Origin of the sequence: Staphylococcus massiliensis, assembly GCF_043186315.1 — a bacterium.
Lineage (GTDB): Bacteria > Bacillota > Bacilli > Staphylococcales > Staphylococcaceae > Staphylococcus > Staphylococcus massiliensis.
This window is the reverse complement of sequence record NZ_CP171119.1, coordinates 857,782-871,218: the sequence shown is the minus strand read 5'-3', so window position 1 is coordinate 871,218 and position 13,437 is coordinate 857,782. Positions and strand designations below refer to the sequence as shown.

Genomic DNA, 13,437 nt, shown 5'->3' with positions numbered 1-13,437 from the left:
TAAGTAAACGTTATTATAAAATATTTATTAAATTTTAGTACCTCTCCTTGCCCCCATTTTCAAAAAGGCACATAAATGTCACAATTCAATCCGGGTATTACATGAATATAATAGTTATTAAACAAGCGAAGGAGTGACGTAATCATGAAAGATACATTTAAAGCTTATGAACTTACTGCACAAGATGACAAGGCAACTGGCGCTTTCAAGACGATGACGATAGACGATTTACCTGAAGGCGACGTTTTAATAGATGTACATTACTCAAGCATTAACTTTAAAGATGCGCTCGCGACGAACCCGCGTAGTAAAGTGATTAAAGATTATCCAATTATCCCTGGTATCGATGCGGCTGGTGTGGTAGCACAGTCTAACCATCCTTCCTTTGAAGAAGGCGATGAAGTCGTCGTAACGGGGTATGAATTAGGCGTTAGTCATGATGGCGGCTTTAGTGAATATGTGCGCGTACCCGGTGACTGGGCTGTGAAAGTACCTAAGGATTTAACGCTCGAAGAAGCCATGGTCTTTGGTACGGCTGGATTTACGGCTGCTTTATCTATTCAACGTTTAGAAGATAGCGGTATTGCGGTTGATAAAGGACCTGTGCTTGTACGTGGGACTTCTGGTGGTGTAGGTTCGCTCGCGTTAATGATGTTAAGTGAACTTGGTTACAAGGTTACAGCGAGTACGAGTCATGATGAACTTAAGGACGATATGAAGAAATTTGGCGCTAAAGACGTAATTAGCCGTATTACCTCTGACTCTTCGAAACCTTTAGAAAAAGGCGTTTGGCAAGGTGTAATCGATCCTGTAGGCGGTGAAACGCTTGGTGAAGTGATTAAGACAGTGAAACCAAATGGCGGTATTGCTTTAAGTGGTAATGCGAGCGGCGCTAAATTTGAATCGACTGTATTACCGTTTATCTTAAGAGGTATTAAGTTACTCGGTATCGATTCTGTGTATTGTGACATGAAGATGCGTGAACGTTTATGGAGACGTTTAGCCACAGACTTAAAGCCTGAGTTCTTACACGATATTAAGACGGTCGTGCCTTTTGAAGAATTGGAAAGTGGTTTAGAGAAGTTGAAAGACCATAAAGTATACGGTCGCATGGTAGTGAAAATGCCTAATAAATCGTAATTTCAAAAATTGGATGGTTTTAACCATGTGGCTTTTCAAAAAATCAATCTTAATCATTAATCGTGAATATTTATTTTTAGAAATGACATTAATTGTTAACAAAATAGCAATTTACATGAATGAAATGTAAGCGTATACTTATTTGCGTAGCATAGAATTAGGAGGAAATTCTTCATGAATAAAAACACAAATAAGACGCTGATTTTCTTTCTAGGTGCACTCGGGGGATTACTTTATGGTTACGATACTGGTGTAATCTCTGGCGCATTATTATTTATTAATAATGACATTCCTTTAACAAGCAATACTGAAGGACTCGTAGTTTCATCTATGTTAGTCGGCGCAATAATTGGTTCAGGATTTAGTGGACCGCTTTCGGATAGATTGGGACGACGAAAACTCGTATTTATTATTTCGATTATATTTATCCTAGGTGCGCTAACTCTAGCATTGTCACCTAGCCTATTCTTCTTAGTATTAGGACGATTTATTTTAGGTTTAGCAGTCGGTGGTTCAACAGCTATCGTGCCGGTTTATTTATCAGAAATGGCACCAACTGAAGCACGTGGCTCTTTAAGTTCGTTAAACCAATTAATGATTACGATCGGTATTTTATCCGCTTACCTCGTCAACTATGCCTTCGCGCCTATTGAAGGTTGGAGATGGATGGTAGGTCTTGCAATTGTTCCATCATTAATTCTCATGATTGGTGTGTACTTCATGCCAGAGAGTCCGCGTTGGCTTCTAGAGCATCGTAGTGAAGCGAGTGCGCGTCGCGTTATGGAAAAGACTTTTAAAAAATCAGAAATTGACACTGAGATTGAAAACATGAAAGAGATTAACCGCGTTTCAGCAAGTACATGGAACGTCTTAAAATCTTCATGGATTCGTCCGACATTAATTATTGGCTGTGCGTTCGCACTCTTACAACAGTTAGTCGGCATTAACGCAATTATCTATTACGCACCGAAAATTTTATCTAAAGCTGGACTTGGTGATTCAACGTCTATCTTAGGTACGGTTGGTATCGGTACGGTTAACGTGCTTGTAACGATCGTGGCAATCTTTATTGTAGATAAAATCGACCGTAAGAAGTTATTAATGATCGGTAATATCGGTATGGTGGCGTCATTATTAACGATGGCTATCTTAATTTGGACAATCGGTATTACGTCATCAGCATGGATCATCATCGCATGCTTAACATTATTTATCATCTTCTTCGGTGCAACTTGGGGACCAATTTTATGGGTTATGTTACCAGAACTATTCCCAATGCGTGCCCGTGGTGCTGCGACAGGTATCGCCGCGTTAGCGTTATCAATCGGTAGTTTATTAGTCGCACAGTTCTTCCCTAAATTAACTGAAGTATTAAGCATTGAATATGTATTCTTAATCTTTGCGGTAATCGGTATCGTGGCATTCTTCTTCGTTATGAAATACCTACCTGAAACACGCGGTAGAAGTTTAGAAGAAATCGAAGCAGACTTACGTTCACGTACAAGCGCTACTTCAGCTAAGCATGTCGAATAATTCTAAATGAGCAATCCTGTTAAGTCAGGGTTGCTTTTTTATTTTTTGGAAAATGGGGGCTGTATGGCGAGGGGGTGATAGAGCGCTTGCCGACTTGTGCTGTCGTCACAAGTTGGCAACGGTCCTCTTAGCGACTTGTGGTATCGCCACTAGTTGGCAACGGTCCTCTTAGCAACTTGTGATTTCGTCACTAGTTGGCAACGGGGCCTTTAGCGACTTGTGGTTTCCTCACTAGTTGGCAACGGGGCCTTTAGCAACTTGTGGTTTTCTCACTAGTTGGCAACGGGGGCTTTAGCAACTTGTGGTGTCGTCACTAGTTGGCAACGGCTCGCTTAGCAACTTGTCGTTTCGTCACTAGTTGGCAACAGCTCTCTTAGCAACTTGTGGTATCGCCACTAGTTGGCTACGGGGCTTTTAGCGACTTGTGGTATCTTCACTAGTTGGCTACGGGGCTTTTAGCGACTTGTAGTTTCCTCACTAGTTGCTAAGAGATAATAACACTAATTCATACTGTAACTATTATATCCATGTGATATACCCACATGGATATAATTGCTAATTTAGAGCCATGTCGTGATTCCACTTGGCTCTTATTCCCGATTTAGAGCCATGTCGCGATTCCACTTGGCTCTTATTCCCGATTTAGAGCCATGTCGCGATTCCACTTGGCTCTTATTCCCGATTTAGAGCCATGTCGCAGTTCCACTTGGCTCTTATTCTTGTTTTACAGCCATGTCGCGACTTCACTTGGCTCTTATTTCTGTTTTACAGCCATGTCGCAGTTCCACTTGGCTCTTATTCACGATTTAGAGCCATGTCGCGATCTCACTTGGCTCTTATTACCGTTTTAGAGCCATGTCGCGATCTCACTTGGCTCTTACGGACCACTAAACACCCTACCTGCATCTGCCCCCATTTTCAAAAAGGCGTATGAAAAATGTGATTAGGCATTAATTCCTATAATTACCAACATTCTCAAAAAAGAAGATAAAAACTTTAATAGACAACTACACACACATTTACAAAAGAAGTATATAAAAAAAGTGACCCGGACGACAATTCCGGATCACGATCATCATGAATTATTTAGCTTTGTTACGAGGGTTCTTGATAATTGCTTGGCGTAGTAGGAAGAATAGCACGATAAATGCACCAGTTAGCGCGATGTGACCGAGGCCTGAAATGCCTGATAGTGCAGGGTTCTTCTCGTTACCTAAAACTGTGTTGATACCATTCGCGAATTGCATCGCGATTGTTGTTAGGACGCCAATGTTGTAAATGTAATAGAACCAGTTGAAGAGCGTGTAGCTGCTTAGCTTAAATAAATGTTCAATTGGAATCAGCATTAGGAACATGAACATGCCTAGCGTAAGTAAATGTGTATGGACGATGCTTAATTGTGAATCGCCAGTAAAGTGATGTGCCACTGTGAATTCTCTATAGAAAAAGCCACTGAATAAACCTAGCATTGTATATGTAAAAAATGCATAAAGAATACGTTTCATCTTAAGTCCTCCCTTTTTCCTTAAGTATAAAATAACATCCCTTTAAATAAAATAGCGTTTTCGTGACAATTTTATGTTTGACAATCTCTAATAATCAGATTTTATTAATTATTCCTTAACTGTTTCTTTTTTTCTAGAATTATGTGTAAAATGGCATTATGCAATTTGAAAAATAACGGAGGAATTATTATGGATCACCAATCAGAAACGAATTACCAGAATGATCGATTATTGTCAGCTCTAAGTTACTTTAGTGTTTTCTTTGCACCTTTAATTATTCCGATTATTGTTTTATTCCTAGCGACGAAAGCTGTTAAAGGGCACGCATTAAGAGCGTTACTATATCATTTAATCCCAGCTATATTAATGGGTATTTCATACATTGGCTTTATTATCGCTATTGCAGCTACTGGCGACAGTAATAGTGGCGGTGGCTTTATCATCTTTATGCTTGTCCTACTTGGCTTAAGCTGCCTAGTTGGTCTTGTGTTCTTTATCATCAATATCGTAATGGGTATTAAAGTACTTATTAACGACCAAACGTTATATAAATATAGTAAATAAAACAGAGTTGAAGCCTGAGGTAACACGTCGTTGCCCCAGGCTTTCTTAATGGACTTTTCCAAATGAAAAAAGGCGCCAACTTAATGGCGCCCTTTCTTAAAATCTTATTTAGATTCTTGTTCTTGAACTTCTTTAACTTCTTCGTCAGTTGGTTCTGGTGTATCTTCTAGTACCATTACTGATTCAGAAATGTTACGTGAGTTATAACCGATACGTTCAATTACTGTGATTGTATCTACATATAATAAACCACCGTCTGTTGAACATTCACCACGGTTTAAACGACGAATGTGATTACGTCTTAAGTCGTGTTCTAGGTCGTAAGCTTCTTTACTGCGTTGTACAACTTCATCACGTTCTACATCGTCATATACGTCGATTGTATCAATGGCTTTCTTGTAAGAATATTTAACGTGGTCGAATAAACGATCGACACCGCGTTGCGCGTCGTCTGTGATTTTGATATTATTACGTTTTTGACGTCTACGTTGTTCTAAATATTCACGTGCTAATTCGTTAACTTGTAAGATCGATTTATTGATATCGAACATTACTGATAAACGTTCACCATCTGTAGTTGATAAATCTCGTGTTGAAATACGTACTAAGTAATGACGGATGCTGTCGCCAATTGTATCAACTGCTTGATACTTTTGAACGATGTCTTTTTCTTTTGCAGGGTCTTTAGTAGATAAGTCATCTAAGATAGAACCAACTAGCACACCCATGTTTTGAACTTCTTTTTGTGATTGTTGTAGTGCCATACCAGGTGCACGGTAAGCAAGGTTACGGTCAAGATGTTTTGGTTGGTAAGCTTCTGTAACGTCTTTACCTGGAATAATTTTAGTTACTAACCATGCTAATGCGAATACGAACGGTAATTGAATAATTGTGTTTGTAACGTTGAATGTACCGTGTGCAAAAGCAATTGTTAATTCTGGACTTAAGTGTAAGATCTTTTGAACCCATTGCATAAACATTGTAAACAATGGAAGGATTAACATGAATAAGAATACACCAATTAAGTTGAATAATACGTGTACAGCTGCTGCACGTTTAGCTGCTAATGAACCAGCTAACGCTGCTAATACGGCAGTGATTGTTGTACCAATGTTGTCACCGAATAATACTGGAATAGCTGCATGAATATCTAACATGCCGCTTTCGAAGAATTTCTGTAAAATACCGATTGTCGCACTTGAACTTTGTACTAAAGCAGTAAGACCTGTACCAACTGCTACCCCTAGTAATGGATGGTCTGACATGCTTAACATTAAATCCTTGAAGCCGTCTAATTTCGCTAATGGTTTCACGGCATCACCCATGAGTTTTAAACCATAGAATAATGAACCAAAACCAAAGATAATACGACCGATGTTGTTAACTTTTCTTTTCGCAAAGAAGAAGATTAATAATGCACCTAATGCAATTAAAGGTAATGCATAATCTTCTAATTTAATACCAATTAAGAAAGCAGTTACGGTTGTACCGATGTTTGCCCCCATGATAACACCGATTGCTTGACGCAATGTCATGAAACCAGCACTAACAAGGCCGATTGTGATTGCTGTCGTACCAGAACTACTTTGAATTAAAATTGTTACTAACATACCTGCTAAAACACCTAATACAGGATTAGATGTGAAGATATTTAAGATGTTACGTAAGCGATCACCTGCTGCTGACTGTAAACCATCACCCATTTGTTTAAGACCGAATAAAAATATACCCAGTCCACCTAGAAACGTAAAAATTGTTTCAGTTACTGAAAGCTCCATTCGTCCTACCTCACTTCTTTTATAAATTACTAGTTAATTATCTCTAAACATTGTTAACTCTATGTTAAGAAAATATAAAGTTTTCATTTTTTATGTTTATTTAGTTGAATTTTGTTAAATTATGTTAATTTTGTGTAAAAGCGCTGCCGCGCGTGGCTTTTAAAGTAAAAAATGAAACGAATTTAGCCTTTTTCGAAAATAATTTGAATTTAGAAAAATTACAATGACATTAATGTTATCGCTTTCAAGTTAGCTATGCTAACTAAATCACCTTTGTTACCACGTGATTGGACTTTTAAAGTAATAGGGTTAAATTACAATTTAACCTTGTGAAAAAGCACATTCAATCGTATAATCAATGAGTTATTAAAAGTAAATTGTTGTGCATTTACTTTAGAAAGGACTCAGAATATGATTCAAGCATATAAAAATGATGATAACTTAAATATTTGTGAAGTTTCAGATTGGCATGAAAGTCAGTGGCTTAATGTTGTACAACCTTCTCGTGAAGAAATTGAAACATTAACGCGTACCTTCAATATCCCTTTGGACTTTATTGAGGATCCACTGGACAGTGAAGAAAGTGGTCGTACAGAATATGATTCTGACTCAGGTCACTCACTGATTATCATTGACTTCCCAATCGTTAACGACAGTAAGCGAAAAGTAATGTCATTTACCACCACCCCAATCGGTATCATACTTTCAAAGAATCAAATAATCACGATATGCTCGGAAAAATATGACTTTCTAGAGTATCTCAAGCAGCAACCTTTAAACCTTAAGTTTAGAAGTCAGTTTGCGATTAAGTTACTCCTTGATATCGCAACGCAATATAACCGAAATTTAAGGTTATTAAATAAATCTCGAATTCGTACGGAAAGAAGTTTAAAACGCGGCATTACCAATAAGCATCTGTATGATCTTATGGAAATTGAGAAGAGTTTACTTTATTTCTTTGCCGCTTTAAATACGAATTCACTTGTATTTAAAAACCTTTTCAAATTACCAGCGATTAAGCGCTTTGAAGAAGATCAAGAATTGCTTGAAGACTTGCATGTTGAACATAAGCAATCACTAGATACGACTGAACTCTACATTAGTATTCTAGAAAGTATCACGTCATCTTATACATCACTATTATCGAATGAAATGAATACCATCATGAAAACACTAACGCTTTTCACGGTGTTCTTAACGTTGCCGACGCTTGTGTTCAGTTTCTTTGGTATGAATGTGCAACTACCAATAAGTACTGACAGTCCTGTGTCCTGGCTCATGATTATCGGAATTTCACTTATCCTAATCTGTGTAACAGGTATCTTTTTGTGGCGAAAGAATAAAATTTAAAATAATAATGTTTGGATATCAAAGCTTTATAAGGCTTGGTATCCTTTTTTATTAACTACTATATAAGCCTACCTAAATTATATAATATAATTATTAGTAAGTGTTGACTTAATAGAAGTTATAATACATTTTAACCTAAAATAATGATATGCAATCCATATTTTCGACAAAATTAACCTAATTTTTATAATTTAAACTCAACTTAATGTTAAATTAAATACAATTAATTGACATTTAGAAATTTAATATTTAGTAATAGTTTTGGAATTCTCATTAAAAGCATTTAAGAGGGTATACTAAAAAGGAAACGCGTGCTCATACTTTTTTATAAAGAAAGTGCGTGTTATAAATAAGTGCGAGCACTTGTAACTGAATATTCAGAATATTAATCTGAGAATAAATGAGTTTTCTTACGCAGTAAGGTGAAAAACTTGAATGGCACGTTTAAGACTTTCAATTGAACAGTTTGAATCAGAAGGCTTGTCTTGCATATAAGCTAAAATATCTTCAGTGTTATTCATATCTTGAGGGAAGTTCTTATCGTTATAAATAACTGTGGCAACTTGACCTAAAGGCGTTTCGTCTCCAATATAGCGTTCCATATATTTATAAAAGCTCATTACAATCACCTCTTTTTTGATGTTAATTCTACCATAGCATTTTTATACCTAAAAAAATACTCTTTTTCCAAAAAATATGCAAAAAATATATAATTTGTACACATTTAACATTTTTCATACAAGCTTGATAATAATAACATTTGCTTTTACAAACTATTTCGTATATAACTGAAGTTAACCGCTTTAAGAAAGGTTCGATTAGATGAAGAATAATAAAAAGAATAATAAAATGATTGGTATTGTATCAATTATTGCGTTATTGCTCGTTACAATTGGTTTAACGGTGTTGCTTTTAACGATGAAGCCAGTAGATACGTATTACGGTTATATGAAAGATGATCATACGGCTGAAAAGATCGTGAGCGAAAAATCGCATAAAGTAACTGAAAATGTAGATGTTAAGCCTAAAGGCGATTTCAAACCTCAAAAAGGTGATTTTGTACGACTTTCTTCGCCAGATGAAGGTAAAACATTTACTAAAGGTAAAGTGGTCGAGCACGATGATATTCCGCACGGTCTAATGATGAAGATTCACGATATGCCTGGACACTAATATAAAACCTCGCATTGCTTACATGTAAATGACATGTATTCAATGCGAGGTTCTTTTTTTATAAGGAAATTAATAGATGATAAAAGAATGTTTTAAAAGCTAAAAAAGTGAGTCATAGTACAAGCATTCATGATTAATTTCCTAACAGCTGACTCAGAGGCCAGGGCCCCGGCACATCTTAAAGAACAAAGAAGCTCATGCTTCTTTGTAAGTTCAACCAACGAATTGAAAATTCGGGTTGAGCTTTATGCGCTAGCAAATTAACAAGCTAAGGAAGCCGGGGCTTAAGCGTGGTACAAAGTAGCATTGCTACTTTGTAAGTCCAACTAACAAACTGAAAGTTTGAGTTGGGCTTTAGAGACTACAGGCTCCAGCCACGCCCCAGGAAAGCATGCTGTTAAAGGAAATTAATAGAAACCCTACCTAAAAACTTCAAATCACTTTTATCGCATAATCGAACGAGACATTCTTGAAATGGTATGGCGTTCGCCACGAATCGCGATACTTAGCGCCATAATATTTGAAGCAGGCGCTAAACCGCCATACCCAGCATCACCGATATGTTGCATGTCTATACCTAAAATTTTATTTCGAATCGCAATCTCTCTTACAGTCGCCGGGTCCGAACTTTCCTGTGACGTACCGATTGTACTCATCACTTGCCTATCATGATAATGCGCGAGTTGAACAACCTCATCAATCATTTGATCATTAACCCCATATACCGTCCCTACTGCTGGAACTAGGATGACATCCGCTTCGTGCTTAATAAGGGCTTTTACTAAATCCAAATCTACAACGGGTTCCTTCACACCTGAACCATGCATCTTACCAGCGAACACTAAACCATCAAAGCTCGTTTTCGCCATCTTAACCGCTTCTTTAATCTTGTCATTCGATACGCCTGTCGAAGGATTCCCCGTGAACGTAACGAAATCAAAGCCTAACTTTGACGCAAGCTCTAAATTATGTTCCGTCGCAATACGGCCATTTGCAATCGCATGACGCGACTCAACCATGTCCGCATCAATATCTACCGGTTCGAGATTTAATCCGACGGGACACCCAATCAGTTTCTTAAGCGATTTAATCACATTCTGGTTACTGTTCAAATGTTCAGGCATGCCCTCTATAAAGCATTGATACACATCAAACTTATTTAAAAGCACTAAATCAGCACCATGCGCACGTGCAATTTCGGCGTTGGTTACATCGTGTATAATGGGTTGGTCCGTAACAATATTTTCACTCAGAACAACGCGACCTTCACAAGCTTTAATACTTTGCAACAACGTTTCTTTAGACATCGACGTGATTTCAGAGGCATTCGCACTTATCAATCGTTTAACCATGACAGGCCTACCTTTCAAATATTAATGATATTTCACCTTCATTGTACAACACCCCGTCATAAAACTCGACCTCATTTACTGTCAGCTATTGAGAGATAAACGACCATCATTATGATGCAAAGTACGCCGACCATTTGGAAGATACCAAATGAAACATGTAACCAAAGTACCGATGTTAAGATTGCCATCAGTGGTTCGATTGTCCCAAGTAACCCTGCTTCTTGTGGCGATATGTAATTCAAACTTTCAATATAAAACCAGAACGCAATCATCGTTCCGAAGACAATCGAAATCATAAAACAAATAATGGTCATCATCGACCAACTTAAATAATCCATGTGCCATGGTGGATATATAAAGCTTAGTCCAATGCCACCAATTAGCATCGCCCATCCAACAACGCTTAACGACCCGTAACGGAACTGGATAAATCGTGTAAAACGCGAGCGCAATCGCTGATATTAGTCCCCAAATGATAGCAGGCATTGGTACCGATAAGTTATCAAGCTGCCCGTTCGTTAATAGTAGGAACGTACCACTTAACGCGAGAAGTATCGCGATGGCCTCCTTACGCTTAAAGGTCGCTTTCTTACGCATAACATAATATAAAATGATGACGATAGGTCCTAAATATTGAAGAAGCGTAGCAACCGCTGCGTTCCCATGCTTGATTGCAGTCATGAACGTAAACTGAACGCCAAGCATACCAAGTAACCCGTAAATTAAGATTTTAACGACCGACGACTTGTGCGACCATATGTACATCATACTTCTACCATTAATAAAATAAGACACGATGAGTAATAACACGCCTGAGAGTATCAACCGTATCGCAACGAACTCGCCTACAGGTAGGTGCGCCTTCTGGAAAAGCCACTGCGTAACCGTACCACCGACACCCCAACATGTAGCCCCTATGATAACGAGTAAGTAGCCAAACCAACGTTTATCAGTTTGCACCATGTAACTCACCCCTTAATAATATTTTTATTAAATTGTGTGACGATTTCATTTACTTTATCATGACTATTCATCAAAAGGCAATATGACCGTAAATAAAAAAAACGGAACTGAAGTCGCGATCGACTTCAAATTCCGTCTAAAGTAAAGCGTTCCATTGTATAGGGCTTTTCAAAAAGAAAGCAATTACCATTTAATAGATTCAACTTTATCGTCGTCTAAACCTTTCACGATTTCAGTTACGAGTTTAACCGCGTTCAGATAGTCATCCTTATGAATCACTGAAACGTTAGAGTGCATGTAACGTAAAGGAATGCCGATTGAAATTGTTGGCGCACCTTCGTTAGCTAAATGCATGCTACCAGCGTCAGTACCGCCGCCTGGAATGCTATCCCATTGCACATTAATGCCTTTATCTTTCGCAACTTCTTTAATATACTTTCTGAAACCATAGTGACCGATATTTGTCGCATCAAGTAATAGAACGAGCGGTCCATCGCCTAACTTACCGTTGTGGTGTTCGTTATATAAACCTGGTGTATCGTAAGCAACACCCACGTCAACTGCGATTGCTAAGTCAGGTTTAATCTTGTTTGCCGCAACTTTCGCACCTCTTAAACCAACCTCTTCTTGCACATTCGCACCTGAAACTAAGTTGATGTTGATGTCCTCATCTTTTAAAGCTTCCATAACATCTACTGAAAGCGCGCATCCGAATCTATTATCAAAAGCCTTTGCACAAAGGTAGTTATCATTCGCGAGCGTTTCGAACTCTGAATAAGGCGTAATCATGTTACCAAGCTCGATACCTAACGCTTCAACTTCTTTCTTATCTTTAACACCTAAATCGATGTACATATCTTTAATTTCAACAGGCTTCTTACGCTCTTCTGGCGTTAAGATGTGTGGTGGTTTCGTACCAATAACACCACGGTATGTTTTACCTTCGTCAGTAGTTATGGTTAACTTTTGAGAAAGCATGACTTGGTTCCACCAACCACCAACTGGCGTAAACTTGATGTAACCATTATCTTCAATATAAGTTACCATGAATCCAATTTCATCTAGGTGACCGGCTAACATAAGTGTCTTAGAGCCGTTCGTCGCGTTTTTCTTCCCGAAAATGCCCCCTAAGTTATCTTCGATCAGTTCGTCACTATAAGGTTCAAGTAACGACTTCATTTCCTTCTTAACGTTGTATTCATGTCCAGCAATACCGTTAAGATCAGTTAATTGTTTTAATAATTGAGTTGTTTTATCCAATTTAAATTTCCCCCTTTAATAGTCTCAAATACATTTTAACATTAAATTAATTTGAATATTACAAATTTGATTTTTATTCATTTTATATATAAAAGCGTTAAAGTGTTGAAATAATTAAAAAGTGAGGTTGATTGGGTTGAGAGTATACCGTGGAGATGGCGTCATTTGGGGTACGAGGACGAGGGGCGTTGTTGGGAACTATATGCGATGTGACTTAGATACGTGCAGCACTACTTAACGTTAGCAACATTTAAAAAGCCCCGAATGAACGTTTAATCATTCGGAGCTCTAATTCAGAATCGCTTGTGCCGCTAACGACACGGGTGTAACTAATTTAAATGCCTCGCTTGTAACGCTACGATATCTAAGCGCTAATCTTTTTTCTTATATTCTTGGCTAAAGAAGTTACGCTTAGCATCTTTTTTACTCTTCTTAGTCTTTTTATCAAAACCTTGAGAATAAATACCTTTTTTCATTTTTATTGGTTGTACGATATACGTAAGGTTTGGTTCATCTTTATATTGAATCTCTTTAAAGAAGATACCTTTTCTAGCATCATATTCACTTTTTTCACTCTTAATATCTTTATCCCAACCCTTGTCTTTAACAAAGGAGTCTATAAAGGCTAGGTTCTGATGCTTTTGATAACCTTTGAATCCAAAGAACCCTAACCCGCATAATATAAAAATAAGAATAAGAATGATGATGAGTTTCCAATATTTTTTCATAATTTTATCATCCTTTAATATCTACTCAATTTATCATATTTTACCATACGCTTCCTATCGTAACACGAATCTTTGTCGCCAGGTTTTATAT

11 protein-coding genes and 1 pseudogene are annotated in these 13,437 nt (G+C 37.6%); 5 read left to right on the top strand and 7 right to left on the bottom strand.

All coding sequences use genetic code 11. The annotated features are described in order from the left end of the window. Positions 1–144: 144 nt before the first annotated feature. Positions 145–1,140: an acryloyl-CoA reductase gene (locus tag ACF3N8_RS04045; RefSeq protein WP_238101713.1), complete on the top strand. Its 996-nt coding sequence runs from the start codon at positions 145–147 to the stop codon at positions 1,138–1,140. A gap of 174 nt (positions 1,141–1,314) precedes the next feature. Then, positions 1,315–2,673 carry a sugar porter family MFS transporter gene (locus tag ACF3N8_RS04040; RefSeq protein WP_017176802.1) on the top strand — a complete coding sequence of 453 codons (1,359 nt, stop codon included), beginning with the start codon at positions 1,315–1,317 and terminating at the stop codon, positions 2,671–2,673. A gap of 1,082 nt (positions 2,674–3,755) precedes the next feature. On the opposite strand, the gene ACF3N8_RS04035 is transcribed toward ACF3N8_RS04040, so the two are convergent. Next, positions 3,756–4,178 carry a DUF2871 domain-containing protein gene (locus ACF3N8_RS04035; RefSeq protein WP_009385799.1) on the bottom strand — a complete coding sequence of 141 codons (423 nt, stop codon included), beginning with the start codon at positions 4,176–4,178 and terminating at the stop codon, positions 3,756–3,758. A gap of 189 nt (positions 4,179–4,367) precedes the next feature. Between ACF3N8_RS04035 and ACF3N8_RS04030 the strand changes: the two genes are divergently transcribed. Further along, complete coding sequence (locus ACF3N8_RS04030; protein ID WP_009385800.1) at positions 4,368–4,742, top strand: DUF4870 domain-containing protein; 375 nt, start codon at positions 4,368–4,370, stop codon at positions 4,740–4,742. A 104-nt stretch (positions 4,743–4,846) separates the two neighbouring features. Here ACF3N8_RS04030 and ACF3N8_RS04025 read toward each other — a convergent pair whose 3' ends face one another. Further along, complete coding sequence (locus tag ACF3N8_RS04025) at positions 4,847–6,520, bottom strand: Na/Pi cotransporter family protein (protein ID WP_238100903.1); 1,674 nt, start codon at positions 6,518–6,520, stop codon at positions 4,847–4,849. Positions 6,521–6,931: 411 nt separating this feature from the next. Here ACF3N8_RS04025 and ACF3N8_RS04020 point away from each other — a divergent pair, with 411 nt between their 5' ends. Further along, positions 6,932–7,870: a magnesium transporter CorA family protein gene (locus tag ACF3N8_RS04020; RefSeq protein ID WP_009385454.1), complete on the top strand. Its 939-nt coding sequence runs from the start codon at positions 6,932–6,934 to the stop codon at positions 7,868–7,870. A 410-nt stretch (positions 7,871–8,280) separates the two neighbouring features. Here ACF3N8_RS04020 and ACF3N8_RS04015 read toward each other — a convergent pair whose 3' ends face one another. After that, positions 8,281–8,490 carry a YozE family protein gene (locus tag ACF3N8_RS04015; RefSeq protein WP_009385455.1) on the bottom strand — a complete coding sequence of 70 codons (210 nt, stop codon included), beginning with the start codon at positions 8,488–8,490 and terminating at the stop codon, positions 8,281–8,283. A 202-nt stretch (positions 8,491–8,692) separates the two neighbouring features. Between ACF3N8_RS04015 and ACF3N8_RS04010 the strand changes: the two genes are divergently transcribed. After that, entirely contained in the window at positions 8,693–9,043 is a 351-nt protein-coding gene (locus tag ACF3N8_RS04010) for a DUF4889 domain-containing protein (RefSeq protein WP_238094127.1), read from the top strand. A gap of 443 nt (positions 9,044–9,486) precedes the next feature. Here ACF3N8_RS04010 and ACF3N8_RS04005 read toward each other — a convergent pair whose 3' ends face one another. From ACF3N8_RS04005 to ACF3N8_RS03990, 4 genes and pseudogenes are all read right to left on the bottom strand, one after another. Continuing rightward, complete coding sequence (locus ACF3N8_RS04005) at positions 9,487–10,395, bottom strand: hypothetical protein (RefSeq protein WP_017176804.1); 909 nt, start codon at positions 10,393–10,395, stop codon at positions 9,487–9,489. Between the two features lie 71 nt (positions 10,396–10,466). Then, positions 10,467–11,358 (bottom strand): annotated as a pseudogene (locus ACF3N8_RS04000) (DMT family transporter). A 183-nt stretch (positions 11,359–11,541) separates the two neighbouring features. Beyond that, complete coding sequence (locus tag ACF3N8_RS03995) at positions 11,542–12,618, bottom strand: M42 family metallopeptidase (RefSeq protein WP_009384071.1); 1,077 nt, start codon at positions 12,616–12,618, stop codon at positions 11,542–11,544. Between the two features lie 371 nt (positions 12,619–12,989). Then, positions 12,990–13,346, bottom strand: coding sequence for a DUF3139 domain-containing protein (locus tag ACF3N8_RS03990; protein WP_009384072.1), 357 nt, complete (start codon positions 13,344–13,346; stop codon positions 12,990–12,992). Positions 13,347–13,437 lie beyond the last annotated feature (91 nt).